This window comes from Streptomyces prunicolor (genome assembly GCF_045162825.1).
Classification (GTDB): Bacteria; Actinomycetota; Actinomycetes; order Streptomycetales; family Streptomycetaceae; genus Streptomyces; species Streptomyces prunicolor.
The window spans coordinates 3,119,036-3,137,769 of the sequence record NZ_CP108676.1 but is presented as its reverse complement, the minus strand read 5'-3'; the positions used below and the strand labels follow the sequence as shown (position 1 = coordinate 3,137,769).

Sequence of the window (18,734 nt, the reverse complement as noted above, 5' to 3'; positions counted from 1 at the left end):
CTCGTCCGCCGTTCATCGCTTCCGACCGTCGACCGTCGGCCGCCGCACGCCACTCAAGGCGTACGGCGGCCGACGGCATCGGCTCCCCGTCAGCAGGTAGGTACGTCCAGCCAGGCCGCGCCCTTGATGTAGATGTTGGTCAGCCAGGAACCGTCCGTCAGCTTGGACCAGGCGTCGTTGGTGTAGCCCTCGGCCGTGACCTCCTGGGCGTGTGCCTGGCAGACCACGTTGACCGTGGTGGGCTGGGCGAAGTAGTCGACCACGCCGGCGTTGACGTTCGGCTGGCTGTGGGTGCGCACGCCGGTGCCCCAGGTCTGGAAGGGCTTGCTGCCTCCCGAGGGCGGCGGGGTGCTGCTGCCGCCGCAGTCCGGGATGCCGGGCAGTGAGGCCGGGCCCTTGATGTAGATGTTGGTCAGCCAGGAACCGTCGGCCAGCTTGGACCAGATGTCGTTGGTGTAGCCCTCGGCGGTGACGGTCTCGGCGTGCTGCTGGCACTGGACGGAGACCTGGGTCGGACCGGCGAAGGTGTCCACCACGGCACCGCGCACGCTCGGCGTGGAGCGGGTGCGCACCCCCGTGCCCCAGGTCTCGAAGACCGTACCGCCGTTCGCGGGCGGGGGAGTTGGTGTGCCCGAGCCGTTGATCCGGATCGCGCCGGCGTAGTCGCCGCCGGTGCGGACGGGGGCGACCCGGATGTGGGTGCCCGACTCGTACGCCTCGACCATCTGCCCGTTGCCCAGGTACATGGCGACGTGGTGGACGTGCCCGCTGCCCCAGAACATCAGGTCGCCCGGCAGCAGCGGGGCGGAGCCCTGCGAAGCGGAGAAGCGGGCCGAGGCCTGCGAGCTGTGGAACTGGTCGTCCGCCGTGCCGTTGAGCAGGTCCCTGCCGGTGGCCTGGTAGTAGGCGTAGCGCGTCAGGCCGGAGCAATCGAAGCCCTTGCGCTCGTTGTCGTGGAGGCTGTCGGGGTCCGAGCCGTCGTAGTAGCCGTAGCTGGCGCCCGGCGTGGCCGCGTGGCCGCCGCCCCAGCTGTACCAGACGCCGATCTGCGAACAGGCCGCGTTCACCGCGGCCTGCGCGGTGGCCGAGGCGCCCGGTGCCAGGACACCGCAGGTGGCGTCCTGGGCGGCGGCGTGGGCCGGGGCGGAGACGAACGCGGACAGGGCGAGGACCGAGGCCCCCAGGAGCGCGCCGCTGGTCCGGCGGCGCGTGCTGCTGGTGTTCAAGGAAGTCTTCCTTCGTCGGGACGACGTCACCGGACGGGCCGGGGACGGCAGTTGGGGACGGCGGTGTGGACGTGCGGGCCGCTCCCCACCCCCGTGGGGGAGCGGCCCGTGGGTGGGGCTAGTCGCCGAGCGCGTCGCGCATCTTGGCCAGGCCGCGCATCCGGTTGCGCTGGACCGTGCCGCGGTGGGCGCCGAGCCGTTCGCCCGCGGTGTCGTGGCTGAGGCCCTCCAGGTCCACGAGGATCACCGCCGCGGCCTCCTTCTCGGAGAGCATGGCCAGCAGCGCCAGCGTGGTCTGGGACGCCTCGTAGGAGGCCAGCCCGCCGTCCCAGCCCGATTCGGGCAGCCGGTCGGTGGACTGCTCGCGCCGGGAGGGGTGCTGCCACGCGTCGCGCAGCAGGTTCAGGGCGACGGTGCAGGTGTAGGCGTACGGGTGCTGCTGCCGCGTCAGGTTCTGCGCGCGGGCGCGTCGGGAGAGCCGTAGGTAGGTCTCCTGCAGCAGGTCGTCGGCGTCGTGCGGGTTGCCGGTCAGGGCCAGCAGCCGGCGGCGCAGGCGTGGCATGTCGGCGGCGAAGGACGCGTCGAAGTCCTTCGGACTCATCCGGTCGCCGTCCTCGCGTCGCGGTGGCGGGACGGCGCAGGTTCTGGTCTCCATGCTGTTTCCCCCTGGGTCGTGAACTCGGTCGTGAACTCGGCCCGGCCGTGAACTCGGTCGTGAACTCGGCCGTACGGTGCGGTTGTTGGGTGTCCCGGTCGGTGGCTGGTCAGGCCGTCGAGCCGGGTAGGCCGGGTAGGCCGGGTAGGCCGGGTGAGCCGGGTGAGCCGGGTGGGTTGGCGGGGCCGTAGCGGGCGGCCGGTGCCCGGCGCAGCAGCGCCCAGTACCGGTCGCCGTACGACCAGTGCCACCATTCGGTCGGGTAGTTGACGAAGCCGGTCGCGTCGAGGGCCCAGCTCATGAGGGCCCGGTTGGCGCGTGCCTCGGCGCTGATGTTGGGTGCCTCGGTGCGGCAGGCGCCCTCGCTCTCCTCGGGGGTCGCGTTGACCTCCGTGCCCAGCGGCAGTTCCCGGCCGTCCTGGTCGCACAGCGTCAGGTCGACGGCCCCGCCGCTGACGTGCGGTGCGACCTCCGGCGGGGAGATGTACGCGCTCGCCAGTTCACGGATCCGTTCCGGCGACGCGTCCGGGTGGGCCCGGCGCATGGTCCGCGCGTACTCCTCGAAGTACCGGCGTTGCAGAGCGGGTGGCCGGTACCCCTCCACCACCAGGAACCGGACCCCGGCCGGCAGCAGCCGCTGGGCTCGCACCAGCCGCCGTAGCGCACCGGCCCTGAGGTGGGCGTAGCTGCCGTCGTCGTCGGCCTGCCGGTGGTCGATCCACAGGTTGCCCGTGCCGCGCAGGTCGACCAGGGCTTCCCCGCAGTCGTCCTCCGCGACGGCGGCGACCCGGGCGTCCGAGAGCGTGATGATCTCTGTCACGTGCATCAGCATCGCGGACCCCGCTGCAACTGCTCTGCAAGTTGCCTGTAGGCGGCCCACCAGGGCTTCTACAGGCGTGGCCGGGTACGGACTAGCCAGCGTCCGTCGCCTGCTCCTGCGCCTCGCGGCAGTCCAACTCCCGGAAGACGCCGAGTGCTTCGGCCCTGGCCGCGCGCGCCGCCGACGCGTCGCCGTGTGCCTCCCGTACCTCGGCCAGGTCCCGGAGTGTGCGGGCCCGCCACAGGGGAAGACGCAGGGTCTCCCAGGTCGACAGGGCCCGTTCCAGCGGCTCCCGCGCGCTGTCGGGATCGCCGGCGGCGAGGTGCCACTCGCCCAGGGTGCGCAGGACGAGCGCCTCGCCGAAGCGGTCCTGGCGCTCACGGGCCACGGTCAGGCAGCGGCCGAGCCGCGCCCGTGCCTCGTCGAGGCGGCCGAGCCGCAACTCCGTCTTGGCCAGCGACTGTTCGGTGTACATCACCCCGAAGGTGTCCCGCAGAGCCGCGAAGATCCGCAGTGCCTCGTGCAGTTGGCGCTCGGCGTCCGCGAGCGCGCCCTCGGCCCGGTGGCACAGGGCCAGCGACCGCAGGGTCAGCGCCTCGTTGTGCCGGTCGCCCGCCGCGCGGTACAGGTCCAGTGCCCGCGTGAGAGCCTCCCGGGCCGGCGCGCCGCGCCCCTGTTCCCGGTGCACGTATCCGATGCCGTACAGCACCCGGGCCCGGGCGCCCCGCCCGGCGGACTCCCCGTACCGCTCCAGCGCCGCGTCCAACAGCTCCAACGCCTCGGCGTACCCGGCCTGTTCGCGGCGGGCCGTCCCCATCCCGGCGAGGGCGAGCGCCACCCCCTCGGGCACGTCACCGCGCGCCTCGAAGAGCCGCAGGGCCTTGCCGAAGTAGGTGTACGAATCCTCGAACTCGTCCTGTTCGTAGCGCAGTTGGCCAAGACCCGCGAGCAGCCACGCCTCGCCCTCGCCGTCCCCGCTACGGTGTACGGCGGCCATGGCCGCGGCGTGCGAACGGGACCAGGCGTCGAACTGGTTGTACAGCGCGGCCGAACTCGCGATCAGCGCACCGGCCAGATCGCGGGCGGCGCGGACCATGCCGTGGTCGGCGCAGTACTCAACTGCCGCGAGCAGACAGGCCTGTTCGGCGGCGAACCAGGCCGTGGGCCGCTCCAGCAGCTCCTCCTCGGTCGCCGCGTCGAGGGGCCGTACGGCGGCCGGTTCGGGGAAGCGGCGGGCGGCTCCGCCCGGGCCGAGGGCGGCGGCCTTCTCGGCGAGACCCAGCCAGGAGGCCACCAGCCGCAGCACGGCCGCCGTACGTTCCTCGGGGCTCTCCTCGGACAGGCAGCGCTCGCGGGCGTGTTCGCGCGCCAGGTCATGGATGCGGTACCGGCTGCGGCCCGTGTCGTCGACGCCGATCACGTCGATGAAGTGGCAGTCCACCAGCCGCTCCACCGCCTCCTCGGCCTCCTCCGTGCCGATGTCCAGCAGCGGGGCGGCGATCCAGGCCGCGAAGTCCGGCAGGTCGAGCAGGGCCAGTCGGCGCAGCGCGCGGCGCTCGGGCAACTCCAGGTCGGCGTAGCCGAGTTCGAGGCTGGTGCGCAACTCCAGGTCCCCGGCGCGCAGTTCGCTCAGCCGGCGGCGTTCGTCGCGCAGCCGGTCGGCGAGCCGGCCGGGCGCCCAGTGCGGGCGGGCCGCCAGCCGGGCGCCCGCGATACGCACCGCCAGCGGCAGCCGTCCGCACAGCGAGACGATCTCCGCGGCCCGCTCCGGCTCGGCGCTCGTACGGTCCGGTCCGGCGACGCGGCGCAGCAGTTCGAGCGCCTCCGCCTGACCGGGCACGGCCAGGTCCAGGTGGTCGGCGCCCTCCAGCGCCACCAGTCGGCGCCGGCTCGTGACGAGGACGGCGCAGCCCGGGCCGGGCGGCAGCAGGGGCCGTACGTGCGCCTCGCCCGCCGCGTTGTCCAGGATCAGCAGGACGCGCCGGTGGCCGATGTGGGTGCGGTACAGCCCGGTCAGCTCCTCGACCGAGGTCGGCAGGGTCTTGGGGTCGGCGCCCATCGCGCGCAGCAGCCGGGCGAGGGCGTCGGCGGGTTGCAGCGGCGCGGTGTCGGCCGCCCGCAGGTCCACGAACAGGCGGCCGTCCGGGAAGAGTTCGGCCGTACGGTGGCCGACGTGCACGGAGAGCGCGGTCTTGCCCGTGCCGGACCGGCCGGAGATCACCCCGATCGGCGGAGCGGTACGGCCCGCCTCGTCGACCCGGCCCACCAGCGAGGCGGCCCAGGCGATCTGCTTGGAGCGGCCCACGAAGTCGGCGATGTCCGGCGGGAGATGGGACGGCGCGGGGGTGGAAGTGGAGCGGTCGCCGGCCGGCGGCCTCGGGGGCCCCGCGGGTTCCCGCCCGGTCCGGTCCGGGCGTGCCGTGCCCGCCACCTGTGTGTCGTTGGTCAGGACCGCCTGGTGCAGTGCCTGCAGCTCCGGGCCGGGATCGATGCCCAGCTCCTCGCGCAGGATCGCGCGGCCCTCCCGGTAGGTGCGCAGGGCGTCGGAGCCGCGGCCGGTGCGGACCAGCGCGGTCATCAGCTGGCCGCGCGGCCGTTCCCGCAGCGGGTGGGCGGCGACGTGCGCGAGCAGCGGGGCGATCGTCCGGTCCGCGCGGCCCAGATCGAGATGCAGTCCGAAGGTGTCCTCGTGGGCGACGAGCCGCAGTTCGGCCAGCCGGGCCGCCTCGATCCGGGCGAAGTTCTGGCCCAGTCCTTCCAGCGCTTCCTGGCCGCGCCACAGCGCCAGTGCCTCGGGCAGCAACTCGGCGGCCTCCTCCAGACGACCCGCCGCGGCGGCGGCCCGGCCCGCGGCGAGCAGGTCCTCGAACCGGCGGGCGTCGACCTGGGACGGTTCGAGGTCGGCGACATAGCCCGGCGGGCGCGTCCGGACCACCGTGTCCTGCGTGACCTGGGCCAGTGCCCGGCGTACGGCGGAGACATGGGTGGCGACCAGGGCGCCCGCGGTGGCCGGCGCCTCCTCGTCCCAGACACAGTCCACGAGCCGCTCGGTGGAGAGCACCTCACCGAGGTGGACGACGAGTGCCGACAGGACCGCGAGAGGTCTGACGCCACCGAGCGGGGCCCGCCGGTCGCCGGCCCACACTTCCACCGGACCGAGCAGCCGCACTTCGAACATCGTTCCCCGATCGCCGCACCACGCACCCCATGGAGCACGGCAAAGATATCGGCGAACATGCCCACGACATAGCTAAGGCACAGCAACGACCGGACCGCCGTGACCGGATTCGATCGACTCGGCGGACCGGTGTCCCTCACCTGCAACGTCGTGGCAGGTGACGTCTGTCGTACGCGCCTCGGCCAGTGGTCGGCGCTCCTCCCTCTTCCCGCCGGTTGGCTGGTTTCAGCCGGTCGGCGAGGCCTGTCGCGCGCACGGGGGACGGTCCGCGGGCCGCCCTCGTATGACCGCCGGAGAAAGAAGAAAACCTTGTGATCCGGGGGCATACGGACGGGCCCCGCGGGGCGTCAACGGCTCGAAAGCAACGCCCCGTTCGAGCACTCGCCCGTTCGACCATTCGCCCGTTCGACCAGATCCCCGGGAGCCGCCCCATGCACCGCTGGACCTTGGCCCTGCTGACCGCCGGTCTGCTGGCGACGACGGCCACCGGATGCGCGGGCACCACGACCACCCCCGGGGCGACCGGGAGCGCCACACCCCGGGCCGCGGGCAGCACGGCCGAGACGCTACGGCTCGCCGAGCAGCTCCTCATCAAGAAGTGCATGGAGAAGGAGGGACACAAGTACTGGGTCGAGCCGGCCGCCCCCGACGACGTCTCGGTCCGGTTCCCCTACGTCGTGGACGACCCGGCATGGGCCAAGGCCCACGGCTACGGCACCGATCTGCGGCGGCAGCGGGAGGCCGAGGTCCGGAGCGACCCCAACCAGCGGTACTTCCACTCCGTGCCGGCCGGCACCAGGGCCGTCCTGGTGAGCGACCTCAACGGGGCGCAGGCGCAGGGACTTTCGGCCCGCCTCCCGAACGGCATCCGCGTCTCCCACAGCGACCAGGGCTGCCAGGCCACCGCCCAACGGCAGCTGTACGGCGATCTCCAGGCCTGGTTCCGGGCCACCCGGGTCACCGGCAGCCTGGCCGGTATGCGCGTCGGCCTCGTCACGGACGACAAGCGCTACCGGGCGGCCGTCAAACCGTGGGCGCGCTGCATGCGCGAGCGGACGTACACCTACGCGGACCCCGCCCGGGCCCGTGCGGCGGCCACCGGGCCGGAGACTCCGTGGCCGCACGCCAAGGAGGTAGCACTTGCCTCGGCCGAGGCGGCCTGTGCCGTCTCCAGCGGCCTGTCGTCCGTGGCCAAGTCCCTGGACGCCGAGTACCGGGACGAGCTTCGGCGGAGCCACCCCCGGGAGACGGCCGACCTCACGCGCCTCAAGCGCGAGGCGCTGCCCCGGGCCCGCGAGATCGTCGCGCACGCCGACTGACCCGGCCCGCCTCCTCCCCCCTCCAACTCACACAGACCCCAACACACACAGACCACCACGGCCGTCGAGCCGTGGGCGCATCCCCCCACGGTGGGCGCATCACCTCACCGTGGGCGTATCACCCCACTCACAACGAAACGAGGGAAACCATGTCCGTCAAGCGTCTCCTCACCGTCGCGGTCTCGGCCGCCGCCGTCGCCGCGCTCTTCTCCCCGGTCTCCAGCGCCAGCGCGCTGGACGCGGGCACCCAGAAGACCGCGACCGCGCAACTCGCCGGGGACGGCTACCTCCACGTCTACACCCAGCCCTACGGCGGCGGCCGCGAGTGCAAGTGGTCCGGCAACTCCGACAACTGGGGCAGCTGCCGCAACCTGACCTCCGACATCTGGAACAACGGCTACGCGGGCGGCCTGGACGCCGTAGACCTGTACACCGCGCCCAGCGGCGGCGGCGCGCACGCCTGCATCAGCCAGGGCGACCGCTGGTGGGACACCACGACCGGCAACTACAAGTTCACCTACGGCGCGGGTCTGGACCAGTTCGGCAAGAGCGTCAACAACAACATCTCCTCGCACCGCTGGGTGGACTACTGCAGCCAGGGCTGACGACCCGACGGACTCGCCCCGGTACACCTGCGCACGGGTGCACCGGGGCGTCCTGGATCCGGGGCCCGGAGCGCCCCCCGCGCGCCCCGGACCGTGGACCCCCCATTCCCCCGTCGTCGTTCAGCTCTTCGGTGCCCCCATGGAACACGTGGAACACGGGGGAGTCGGCGCCGGATGTGCTGCGGTCGAGTGCCCCCGGCATATCGACCGCAGCACGCGCCTCGGGTTCGTCCGAAGGCATGATCAGTGCGCCCGTTCCCCCATGGGGCGCGCCCCCGTGCCCGTAGGCTCCGGCACAGACAGCTTCCCCGGTCATCGGGCCGGACCGGAGGGGTTGGGTGTTGCCAGCGGGTATTTGGCAACACCGCGAGGGCGGTCAGTTGTTGGGGGGACGATCATCGAGTACGACGGGTTCGGCGCCGAGTTACGCCGGCGCCGCATCGCGGCAGGCATGTCGCTGAGTGAGCTGGCCGGCAAGGTGTACTGCAGCCGCAGCTTCCTGAGCCGCGTGGAGAACGGGCGCCGCAGGGCGTCCCTGGAGTTGGCCCAGCTGTGCGACGAGGTGCTGGGTGCGAAGGGCGCGCTGGTCGGGCTGGCACCGCTGCCGGGCTCCGACGCCGTACCGAAAGCGGTCCGGGGCGGGGCCGGTGAGCGGGTCGCCGGGGCGGTCAAGTCGCCGGAGCGGGACGGGCGTTCGGCCGCCGGGCCGGACCGCGCGGAGTTCCGCCGGCTGCTGCGGCGCGGTGACCTCAGCCATACCGCGGGCGAGATGCGGGAGGCCGAACGGCACTACACCGCCGCGTACCGCGGCGCCGAGGGCGATCCGCGGGCGCAGGCCGAGGCCGTGATCAGGATGGCCCGGCGCTGGTCCGATCCCGGGCAGGTCGACCGTGAGCTGTTGCAGTCGCTCCGGGGCTGCCTGGCCGCGCTGGACGGCGACGGCGGCGCGGAGGCGGCGGGGCTGCGGCTACGGCTCGAAGCCCACCTCGCGAAGAAGATGGCACTGGCGGTCAGCCAGGACACCGCGGCCGGACTCGCGGGGCCCGCCGAGGGAGCGCGGCTCGCCGAGGACACCCTGCGCCGATTACCCGACGACGGCGACGACGAGGTGCGCTGCGAAGTCCTCACCGAATGTCGCTGGGCACGCTACGACTTCATGCCGGCCCCCGAGTCGCTGACGCTCTCCGAGCGGCTGCGCGAAGCCGCCGCCCGGCACGACTCGCCGTACTTCCGCGGCGAGGCACTGATGGCCGTCGCCATCGACCAACTCCGCAACGGCAGGATCTTCAGCGCCCTCGCCACCGCGAACCAGTACCGCAAGCACGCCGCGGACACCCACAGCGCCCTCGCCCTCTGGCAGCGGCACACCCTCGACGCCCTGCTCGACCTGTGGCACGGCCGGTTCGACGCCGCCGCCGAGTGGATCTTCGTGGAGTCGCTGAAGTTCATCGAACTGCTCCGCGCCGACTACGCCGTCCCCGCGGACAACCTCACCCAGACCCGCCTCGGCCAGGCTTACTGGCTGCTGCGGCAACAGGGCAGACTGGCCGAGCTGTTCACCTCCGACCTGGCCGGCGACGTCGAGCGCCACGCCTACTTCCCGGTCTGGCGGGCGGGTCTTGCCCTAGCCCTGTGCGAGACCGGGCAGGACGCCGAGGGCGCGGACCTGCTCCTCGGCTGCGTCGCCGACGTCGACCGCTTCCCGCCGTCGGGCTGGGCGGTACCCGCGCTCGTGCTGCTGGCGGAGGTCTGCGCGGCGCTGGACCTCCAGGGCGGATTCGACACGGAGTTGGCACAGGTGCTGCCCGTACTCCGCGCACGCCTGGCCCCGCACGACGGCGAGCAGATCGCCCTGGGCGGCTGGCCCAGCGTCCTCGTCGGCCCGACCGCCCGCGCCTGCGGCGTCCTCGCCCTGGCCGCGGGCGAACCGGAGACCGCCCTCGAACACTTCCGCCGGGCCGCGATCCCGGCCCGCTCCTCCCAGCCCGAACTCGCCCGCCTCCGCCTGGCCCAGGCCCGCGCCGTGCGCCGCGTGGGCGGACCGGGGAGCGAACCGAACGCGGTGCGGTTGCTGCGGGAGGCGTCTCGGGGGGCGGAGACGTATGGGATGACGTGGCTGGGGGCGCAGAGTGAAGGGTTGTTGGGGGCGCCGGGGAGGGGGTGAGGGGCTGGCCGAGTGGGAGCCTTCTCTCCTGTTGTCCCTGCCCCTCTGATGGTCCCGGTCCTCCGAAGGCCGATGTCCGTGATCCTCTGATGTCCCTGATTTCGCCGACTTGAGCCAGAGTGTCAGTGGTGGTCCGTACCCTCGGCGACATGGAGGGGAACGATTCGTACGGAGAAGAGGAGCCCGGGGCGGAGGCCTGGCGGCGGTTGAGCGCGTACGCCTACCTCAGTGCCCCGGAGCGCCTGGAACACCTCGCGGTGATGCGGGTGTTCTGCGGCACGCTGCTCGCGGATCTGGCCGTGCCCGACGTGCTCGTGAAGCTGAGGCGATCGGGCGGGCCGGGGGCGGCGCTGGACGCGGAGACGCTCACCGCCCGGCTCGAACAACTCGTGCGCTGGGGCAACCTGCTGCGCAGCACGCACGCGGTGCGGGCGACGACCATCGCCGAATACCAGCGCTCCCGGTCCCGCTACCAGTTGTCCAAGCTCGGGGAGTGCGTTCAGCGGGACGCGGACGAGGTGCTGGCCGGTGCGGACGCCGCCCGCGAGGTGAGCAGCGAACTGCTCGCGCTCGTCGACCGCGGCCTGGGCGAGATCGCGACGCTCGTCGCGGCACCGGGCGGCGCGGACCCGCGGCAGGCACTGGAGCGGATCAGCACGCTCTTCGTGCAGTTCGCCGAATTCGCCGAGTCGGTACGGGACTTCTACGCCTATCTGGGCCAGGTCCTGGCGCGCTACGACCTCGACGGCGCCGAGTACCAGGGGTTCAAGGAGCTGCTCCTCGACTACGTGGAGGCCATCACCGAGGAGGTCTCCTTCCGGGCCCCGCGTATCGCCGCGCACCTGGACGCCGTCTGGCCCCATCTGCCCGCGCTCCTCACCCGTATCGACGCCCACACGTCGGGTATCGGAGCGCTCGCCGACGGGCTGCCCGAGACGCGGGTGCAGCGCAGCCGTGGACGGGACCTCGCCGACTGGGAGGGACTGCGCGACTGGTTCACCGACACCGGCGGGCACGGACACGGCAGCCAGGTGGACCAGCTCCGGGACGCCACGTTACGCGCCCTGCAGTCCCTGCTCGCCAATGCCAAGCGGATGTTGCGCTCGGCCTCCGGTGAGATGTCCCGCCGGAAGGATCTGCTGCGGCTGGCGGCCTGGTTCGACACCGCGGAGCCGGAGGAGGCGCACGACATGGGGGTGGCCGCCTTCGGGCTCTACGGGGCGCGACACCTGGGAGTCGCACCGGACCCGGACCGGCCCGTTCCCGCGTACGTGAGCTGGTGGACCGGACCCGTCGTGGACGTACCCGTGGCCTTGCGTGAGCGCGGCAGCCGGGCGCCGCGCGGACGTGCCGCGGCGGCCGAGGACCACGCCGAGCAGAAGCACCGCCTCATGGAGCGGGCGCGAGAGGAAGCCGAGGCCCGGCGGGCGGCGGCCGATGAACTCCGCAGCGCGTCGGGCAGGTTCGACCGGGTGAGGCTCGGCGCGGCGGCCATGCGGCTGCTCCTGGAGTTGCTCACCTCGGCGCTGGGGAACGCCCAACTGCACATGGACACCGGAGACTTCCAGCTCGAGGGAGCGCAGGCCAGTGACGCGGACCTCGGCATCCGGTTGACGGCGTGGCGCACTCCGGGCCGGCACACGCTCCTGCGTTCCGTGGACGGCGACCTGACGGCGGACGACCTCACGCTGGCTGTCGAGAGTGTGTCGATTCCTCTCGGCGGGGGTGCTTTGGTTTCCGGTGCCGGGATGGTGCCGGCTCATGTCGTCGGGAGCGGCTCGGCTCCCGCCGCTGGGGGTGCCCTGGCCCCCGCCTCCGGGAGTGTCTCGGCCGCCGCCGAGGAGGCGAGCGCCTGATGCCCCTGCCCTCCGCCCACGATGTCGCTCTCGCCGCCGAGCGCCGCGCCGCTGCCCGGCTGCTCCTGGCGCACCCTCTGGTCACCAGCGCCGGACCGCACGGTGACACCTTCCCGCTCGTCCGCCGCCACGCCGACTGGCTCGCCCAGCGGTTCCAGCAGGTGTTCGGCTATCGGCTGTTGGTGGAGGCGACCTACGCCCGGCTGTTCAAGTCGGGCCTCGGGCCGGGCTCGGGGCACCGGCTGGAGCGGCCGTCGACCGGGACGCCGTTCACTCCACGGACATACGCCTATCTGGCCCTCGCCCTGTCGGTCCTCGTCACCGCGCCGGAACAGATGCTGCTCTCGCAGCTCGTCGCCGATCTGCGGGCCGCGGCCGTCGACGCCGGGATCGAGATCACCGACACCGGACGGCAGGCCGAGCGGCGGACACTCGCCGCCGCGCTGCGCCGGCTCGTCGACTGGGGCGTCCTCGCGGAGACCGAGGGCAATGTGTCGGCGGTCGCCGAGGAACAGGCCGGCGAGGCGCTGCTGAGCGTGGACCGCGAGATAGCGCGGGCCGTGGTCGCCGGCCCGCTCGCCCAGAGCCGCGACGGCGCGGACCTTGTACGCCGGGCCGCCGACCCCGGCTTCGGCGGACCGCGTACCTACGTTCGCAGGCGTCTGGTCGAAACCCCGGTCGTGCACCTCGACGACCTCACCGACGCCGAGCGCGAATGGCTGCGGACGCGGCAGCGGCGCGAGGCACAGGCGTTCTCCGAACTGCTCGGTCTGGAGGCCGAGATCCGAGCCGAGGGCATCGCCCTCATCGACCCGGACGCCGAACTCACGGATCTGCACCTGCCGGGCACCGGCACGGTCGCCCAGGCCGCGCTATTGCTCGTGGAGCGGCTCGTCGACCGGCTGCGCCCGCAGGAGCCGGGGCATCCCGCGATCGGCGGCCGACTGGTCATCGGCGTCCCCGTACCGGAGGGCCTGTTGCCCGAACTGCTCGATGAACTGGTCGACGAGTACGGCAGGCGCAGCAATTGGCAGCGCGGCCATGTCGAGGACCGGGACGGATTCCTCGCCGCCGTACTGGACCTCCTCGTCAGGATGAGCCTGATGGCGCCCGCGGGACCGGTGCGCGCGGACGGCCACGGCCTGCCCGAGGGGTACGAGGAGACGGTGGCCGACGGCCGCTCCGTCGCGGACGTCTCGGGCGCCCGGGGCCCGCACCGGGCGGCGGGCTGGGTACTCCTCGCCGCGGCGGCCAGGTACGCCACGACGGTCGCGGTCACACCCCGTGCCGCCGCACAGCCCTCACTGCCCTCACAGTTGTCGCGGTCCTCCGCGGACGCCGTCATGGAGGAATCGCCCCGATGACCCCCACCGAGACCTCCCGCCACCGATACCGCCTGCACCGTGCCGGCATCCGCAACGTCTGGCAGTACGACGAGCAGGAGTTCACGTTCGGCGACGGTCGTCTCCTGCTGCGCGGCAAGAACGGTGCGGGCAAATCGAAGGCCCTGGAGATGCTGCTGCCGTATCTTCTCGACGGCGACGCCCGCGCCCTGGACGCCACGGGCACGGGGCGCACCACCCTCCTCTGGCTGATGCTGGACGGCTACGAGCAGACCAACCGGCTGGGCTATCTCTGGGTGGAGTTCGCGCGGACCGACGAAGAAGGCGTCGACCACCACCTCACTCTCGGTGCGGCCGTCCGGGCGTCCCGGTCGACCAGGACAGCGAAGCCGTTCTTCTTCGTGACCCCGCGCCGGGTCGGCGAAGACCTGCACCTCGCCCCCGCCGGCCAGCCGCTTTCACTGGACCAGCTCAAGGTGCAGGTCGGTGCGGACAACGTCACCGACCGCGCCGTGGAGCACCGGGCGAGGGTGGCCCGCGAACTGTTCGGCCTGACCGACCCGGCCCGCTACCGCAACCTGCTGCACCTTCTTCACCGGCTGCGCCGACCGACCATCGGTGACCGAATCGACTCCGGCGGCCTGGTCTCCGTACTCGCCGAGACACTGCCCGCTCTCGACGACGAGATCGTGGAGAAGGTGGCCCGCAACCTTGACGACCTCGACGCAGTACGGGCCGACCTGGGGCGCCTGGAGCGGACCGACCAGGCGCTGCGTACTTTCCTCACCGGCTACCGGGGTTATCTGCAGGGTGCCTTGCGCCGACGCGCCGATCGGGCGGGTGCCGAACTGGACCGGCTCGCGGAGTGCCGCAGGTCCGCGGGCGACGCGGCACGGAACGCGGAGGCGCTGCGCGGACGCGAGGCGGAGGTCGCCGCCCGCGTCGAGACCCTTGTCGGCGAGCGGACCGCCGCCGAGACGGACCTCGCCGCGCTGCACGCCAGCAGCGGATACCGCAGCCTCGAGGAACTCGCGGAGAAGCGTGCCACCGTCGCCGCCCTGCACAACGCGGCCGCCACCGCCTTCAAGTCCCTGCGCCAGGCGCACGGCAACCAGGAGGAGGCCGGGCGGCGGCTCACCGCCGAGGCCGGCCGACTCGGCGAAGAGCTCGTCGAACTGAGCACGGCACACGGCGAGTTGGTGCGCGAGGCGGAGCGGGCCGGCCTCGCCCCCGTGCACCTGGGGGACCCGGTCGCGCCCACCGCCGCGCCGGTCGCACCGGCCACCACGGCCGAACTGACCGCACCGGAGAGAGACTTCCACCTCGTACGCCACACCGAGGTGCTGGCGGTCGACACCGAGGTCTGCGCCACCGCCCTGCCCGCCTGGGACGCCCAGCTCGACGCCGCGCAACCGGTGATCAGGAACCGCTCCCGGACGGTGACCGAACTGCGCGCCCTCATCGAGGAGTCGGACCGTGCCCGGCGTGCGGCGCAGGAGGCCGATGCCGCCCGCGAACGGTTGGAGGAGCAGGCGGATCACGCGCGCGTCCAGGCCGACCAGCGCCGACAGGAAACAGCGCGGGAAGGAGAGGCGTACGCCGACGCGGTCGCGGCCTGGAGTGAGCGGCTGCGCGGTCTTATCGGGGTGCCCCTGGACGCCGTACTCGCCCTGATAGCACCCGACCCGGCGGACGGGCCGCTGCCCGCGCAGACCCCCGACGAGGTGGCCGACGCGGCCCGGTCGGCCGTCGACCCATGGCTCGCGGAACTGGGCGAAGAACGCGATGCCCTTGCCGTCACGGTCCGTGAACTCACCGGTGAACGCGACCGCCTCCGCCGCGACCGTGCGGAATGGGAGCGCCGTACCGACCCCGAGCCGCCGCCTCCACCGCACCGCGCGGCTCCCCGTTCACCCGGCACGGGAGCACCGCTGTACCGCTTGGTGGACTTCGCGGACGATCTGGCCCAGGAAGCCCGGGCGGGCCTGGAAGCCGCGCTGGAGGCGAGCGGATTGCTCGACGCCTGGGTCCGCGCCGACGGCACGGTCCTGGACCCGGCCACGCGGGACACCCTGCTGGTTCCGGGAGCGCCGGTGGCCGGGACGACGCTTGCCAGGGCACTGCGCCCGGTCGCCGCGCCGGACAGCGGGGTGACGGCGGAGCAGATGGAGCGCGTGCTCGGGGCGGTGGCCCTGGCGGCCGGGGACGCGGCGGGCGGCCCGGGGGACACGGTCGTGGGGACCGACGGCTCCTGGCGGCTCGGTATCACCCGCGGCCGGCACGCCAAACGGGCCGCGGAGTACGTCGGCGCCGAGGTGCGCGCGGAGACCCGCCGCCGGGCGCTGGCCGAACTGGACGAGCAACTTGCAGTAACCCAGGAGAAGTTGACGCAGCAGGAGCACAGCCTGCGCATGCTGACCGAGCACCGCGACCGCGTCGCGGACACTCTGCGCCGACCACCTCCCGCGCGTCGGCTGACCGACGCCTGGGCGCGTACCGCCGAGGCCGAGCACACGGCCGAGACCCTTGTGGGGCAGGCGGCCGCGGCGACGCGTGAAGCGGAGCAGGCACGGGCCCGCGCGGTGACGGCCAGACGGGAGACGGAGGCGACGGCTAGCGCCCACGGCCTGCCCGCGGATGCCGCCGCGCTCGACACGGTCCGACTCGCCCTGGACCGCCTCGGCCAGGGCATCGCGGGGCTGCGGCGGCGGGTGCGCGCGGTCGTGTCCACGGCCGACGGCCATCGCGCAGGCCGCGCGGACTACGAGCGCGCCGCATCGGCCCGCAGGGATGCGGAGTCCGATTACACGGAGCCGCTGGACCGCCTTGAGGCCGCTCGCCGTACCGTCCAGGGCATGGAGGAGGCGCTCGGTGCCACCGAGCAGGAGATCCTCGCGCGCGAGGCCGACGGACAGCGCCGCTTGGACGCCGTGGTACGCCAACTCCCGCGCGTACGGCAGGACATGGACGACGTGCACGACAGGCGGGTACGCGCGGAGGAGGACGAGAGGGTACGGCGCGAGGCCCTTGCCGAACAGGAGGACGAGGCCCTGACCTGCGGCCGGCAGGTGCGAACAGCCTTGTCGCTGCCAGGTGTGCTGGGAGGAGCGGGCCTTGACTCCGACGCCGAGGGGGACAGGGACGGCAGGGACGGGTACGGGGTCCTGAAATCGGCGGATCCCGTCCACGAGGACGTACGGGAACGCGTGAAGGCGCTGCGCCTGCTTGTCGACGCCGTACGCGGCCGGCTGGACGCCGAACGCCGCGACATCTCGGACACCACGCTCCTCAACCGCCACACCGAACTGCGCGACCAGCTCTCCGGAGGCTACGACGCGACGATCGAGGAACACGACGGCATCAAACTCTGCCGACTCGTCGACGACCATGGCCCGCACGACATCGCCGCGGTGGGCGAGCGCATCGCCGTCCAGGCGGCCGAGGCCCGCGACCGGCTGACGGAACGCGAGCGCGAGGTCTTCCAGCGCTTCCTGACGGGAGAACTGGGCGACCACCTCTCGACCCAGGTCCTGGCCGCGGGCGCTCTGGTGGCGGCCCTCAACGCCACCCTGTCCACGGTCCGCACCTCGCACGGCCTGGGTGTCACACTCGACTGGAAACTGGCCGACGGTGTCGAAGCGGACGTCAGGGCCGCCGTCGACCTGCTGCGCAGTCCCTCAGGTCTGCGCACCCGGGACGAGTCCGAGCAGCTGCGTGACGTCCTCCAGCGCCGGATCGAGGACGCCCGACGGGCCGACCCGGCCGCGGGCTACGCCGCCCATCTGCGCACGGCCCTCGACTACCGGGACTGGTTCACGTTCACCCCCTGGGTGGTGAACGACGCGGCCCCGACCGGCAGACGCAAGCTGTCGGGCCGCACCGGGCTGAGCCAGGGTGAGCAGCGGGTGCTGTCGTACCTGGTCCTCTTCGCGGCCGCCGCCGCGCACTTCACGAGCCTCGCGGACTCGGCCCCGCACGCGCCTCGACTCATCCTCCTCGACGACGCGTTCGCCAAGGTCGATGAGCCCACTCACGCCCGCCTCGGCCGCATCCTGGTCGACCTGGACCTCGACTTCGTCCTCACCAGCGAACGCCTGATCGGCAACTGGCCCGACGTACCGTCCCTGCACATCTACGAGTGCCTGCGCGACCCGCATGTCCGGGGCGTTGCCACGCTCCACTACATGTGGAACGGGCGGCACAGACGCCTGATGCCGGTATGAGGGAGGACAAGCAGGAGGGCACGAAGGCGGATATGAGGGAGGCCGTGCAGGAGAGCACGGCGGAACAGGCACCCGCCGCCGAGGCCCTCTCATTCCTGAACCGCCCGGGTCTCACTCGCCTCTGGACGACCGTACGCGCCCGCCTGGAGCGCAATGGCCTGCAGCCGATCGGCACGGTGCGGCTCCAGAACCTGGACGCGGAGGAGCGCGAGGCCCTGTCCCTCCTCCTCGCGAAATCCCTCACCGGGCCCGACGCCTCGATCCGGCTGGCGGACCTGGACACCCGCCTGCGCACCAGCGCGGTCGGCCGTGGCCTGGCCGCGACACTGGCGGAACTGGGGCCGCCGTTGACCGACCGCCGTGCGGCCCGGGACGCGGTGACAGCCGAACGAGCCCGTGTGTGGTCCGCGGCCGAAGCGGCCCTGTCCGCCACCTCGCTGGCCGCACAGCCCTGGGCCCGCTCCTGGATGGAGGAGCTACGACGGAGCGGCACGCTCACCCGCCGGCCGACGGACACGGCGCTCACCACCGCCACTCAGGCGATCCAGACCCTTATGGTGCTCTTCCCCGGCCGGGGCCCCGATCCCACCCCGGCCACCTGGGGTCGCGGTGAACTGGCCACCCGGACCACCGGCTCGGCCCACGGCCTGGACGACGGCACCGTGCTGGCACGTCTGGTCCTGCGCGGCATCGCGCTGGCGTGCGGTGCCGACGTTCCGGTCGACGCCCCCGGCCGCCGCGCGCTGTGGCACCTGGCCTCCGTCACCCCGGACGAGGTCTCCAGCACGGTCCTGACCTACGGCCTGCGCCCGACGGGCGTGACATGGCAGGAGACGGCCTTGCGTGAGCGGGCCGACCACAGCCTGGAGACTCATCTGACCCTGCGTGAACTCCGCACCCTGAGCTTGGAGTTGCCGCCCTGCACCCGCATCCGTGTCTGCGAGAACCCGCGTGTCGTGGAGGCCGCGGCGGACACCGGCCGCACCGCACCGTTGATCTGCACCTCGGGCAGCGCGACGACGGTCGTCCTCGCCCTCCTGGACGCGCTGGCCGCGACCGGTTGCGTCTTCGCCTATCACGGGGACTTCGACTGGCCGGGGATCGCGCTGGCGAATCGCGTCATCCACCGCTATCGGGCCGAGTCATGGCGCATGAAGGCAGCGGACTACGAGTACCTCGCGACCCGCACACAGATGTACGGCACACCGCAACTCCTGCTCACCGGCCCTCGCGTCGAGGCCGCCTGGGACCCGGAACTGGCCCCGGCGATGGACGCGTTGGGAATCGCCCAGCACGAGGAGGCGGCTCTGGATCTTCTGCTGGAGGACCTGGCATAGGGGGCCAC

At 72.9% G+C, this 18,734-nt stretch carries 11 protein-coding genes; 7 read left to right on the top strand and 4 right to left on the bottom strand.

The genetic code is table 11. The annotated features are described in order from the left end of the window. Positions 1 to 89: 89 nt before the first annotated feature. The 4 genes from OG588_RS14165 to OG588_RS14150 all read right to left on the bottom strand — a co-directional run bounded on the left by OG588_RS14165 (position 90) and on the right by OG588_RS14150 (position 5,879). On the bottom strand, positions 90 to 1,226 hold the full coding sequence (locus OG588_RS14165) for a C40 family peptidase (RefSeq protein ID WP_405947583.1): 1,137 nt from the start codon (positions 1,224 to 1,226) through the stop codon (positions 90 to 92). 118 nt (positions 1,227 to 1,344) lie between these two features. Next, positions 1,345 to 1,881, bottom strand: a complete 537-nt coding sequence (locus OG588_RS14160; RefSeq protein ID WP_405947582.1) for an RNA polymerase sigma factor — start codon at positions 1,879 to 1,881, stop codon at positions 1,345 to 1,347. Positions 1,882 to 1,990: 109 nt separating this feature from the next. After that, positions 1,991 to 2,701: a M15 family metallopeptidase gene (locus tag OG588_RS14155; protein ID WP_405947581.1), complete on the bottom strand. Its 711-nt coding sequence runs from the start codon at positions 2,699 to 2,701 to the stop codon at positions 1,991 to 1,993. A 91-nt stretch (positions 2,702 to 2,792) separates the two neighbouring features. Next, positions 2,793 to 5,879 carry an AfsR/SARP family transcriptional regulator gene (locus OG588_RS14150; RefSeq protein ID WP_405947580.1) on the bottom strand — a complete coding sequence of 1,029 codons (3,087 nt, stop codon included), beginning with the start codon at positions 5,877 to 5,879 and terminating at the stop codon, positions 2,793 to 2,795. 431 nt (positions 5,880 to 6,310) lie between these two features. On the opposite strand from OG588_RS14150, the gene OG588_RS14145 reads away from it, so the two are divergent. The 7 genes from OG588_RS14145 to OG588_RS14115 all read left to right on the top strand — a co-directional run bounded on the left by OG588_RS14145 (position 6,311) and on the right by OG588_RS14115 (position 18,726). Beyond that, positions 6,311 to 7,198 carry a hypothetical protein gene (locus OG588_RS14145; protein WP_366092268.1) on the top strand — a complete coding sequence of 296 codons (888 nt, stop codon included), beginning with the start codon at positions 6,311 to 6,313 and terminating at the stop codon, positions 7,196 to 7,198. Positions 7,199 to 7,347: 149 nt separating this feature from the next. Further along, on the top strand, positions 7,348 to 7,803 hold the full coding sequence (locus OG588_RS14140; RefSeq protein ID WP_366092267.1) for a hypothetical protein: 456 nt from the start codon (positions 7,348 to 7,350) through the stop codon (positions 7,801 to 7,803). 139 nt (positions 7,804 to 7,942) lie between these two features. After that, positions 7,943 to 9,967, top strand: coding sequence for a helix-turn-helix transcriptional regulator (locus OG588_RS14135; protein WP_366092266.1), 2,025 nt, complete (start codon positions 7,943 to 7,945; stop codon positions 9,965 to 9,967). Positions 9,968 to 10,116: 149 nt separating this feature from the next. After that, complete coding sequence (locus tag OG588_RS14130; protein WP_366092265.1) at positions 10,117 to 11,823, top strand: TIGR02677 family protein; 1,707 nt, start codon at positions 10,117 to 10,119, stop codon at positions 11,821 to 11,823. After that, a complete protein-coding gene (locus tag OG588_RS14125; RefSeq protein ID WP_405947579.1) occupies positions 11,823 to 13,187 on the top strand; it encodes a TIGR02678 family protein in 1,365 nt (454 codons plus the stop codon). The genes OG588_RS14130 and OG588_RS14125 overlap by 1 nt, the downstream gene beginning before the upstream one ends. After that, positions 13,184 to 17,389, top strand: coding sequence for a TIGR02680 family protein (locus OG588_RS14120; protein WP_405947578.1), 4,206 nt, complete (start codon positions 13,184 to 13,186; stop codon positions 17,387 to 17,389). The genes OG588_RS14125 and OG588_RS14120 overlap by 4 nt, the downstream gene beginning before the upstream one ends. After that, a complete protein-coding gene (locus OG588_RS14115; protein ID WP_405947577.1) occupies positions 17,386 to 18,726 on the top strand; it encodes a TIGR02679 family protein in 1,341 nt (446 codons plus the stop codon). Before OG588_RS14120 ends, OG588_RS14115 begins: the two co-directional genes overlap by 4 nt. The last annotated feature ends 8 nt before the right edge of the window (positions 18,727 to 18,734 follow it).

Bases quoted from the DNA above. Each gene is read 5' to 3' on its own strand.
- OG588_RS14160 (WP_405947582.1), bottom strand. From the start codon at position 1,881: ATGGAGACCAGAACCTGCGCCGTCCCGCCACCGCGACGCGAGGACGGC.
- OG588_RS14150 (WP_405947580.1), bottom strand. From the start codon at position 5,879: ATGTTCGAAGTGCGGCTGCTCGGTCCGGTGGAAGTGTGGGCCGGCGAC.
- OG588_RS14145 (WP_366092268.1), top strand. From the start codon at position 6,311: ATGCACCGCTGGACCTTGGCCCTGCTGACCGCCGGTCTGCTGGCGACG.
- OG588_RS14140 (WP_366092267.1), top strand. From the start codon at position 7,348: ATGTCCGTCAAGCGTCTCCTCACCGTCGCGGTCTCGGCCGCCGCCGTC.
- OG588_RS14135 (WP_366092266.1), top strand. From the start codon at position 7,943: ATGGAACACGTGGAACACGGGGGAGTCGGCGCCGGATGTGCTGCGGTC.
- OG588_RS14130 (WP_366092265.1), top strand. From the start codon at position 10,117: ATGGAGGGGAACGATTCGTACGGAGAAGAGGAGCCCGGGGCGGAGGCC.
- OG588_RS14125 (WP_405947579.1), top strand. From the start codon at position 11,823: ATGCCCCTGCCCTCCGCCCACGATGTCGCTCTCGCCGCCGAGCGCCGC.
- OG588_RS14120 (WP_405947578.1), top strand. From the start codon at position 13,184: ATGACCCCCACCGAGACCTCCCGCCACCGATACCGCCTGCACCGTGCC.
- OG588_RS14115 (WP_405947577.1), top strand. From the start codon at position 17,386: ATGAGGGAGGACAAGCAGGAGGGCACGAAGGCGGATATGAGGGAGGCC.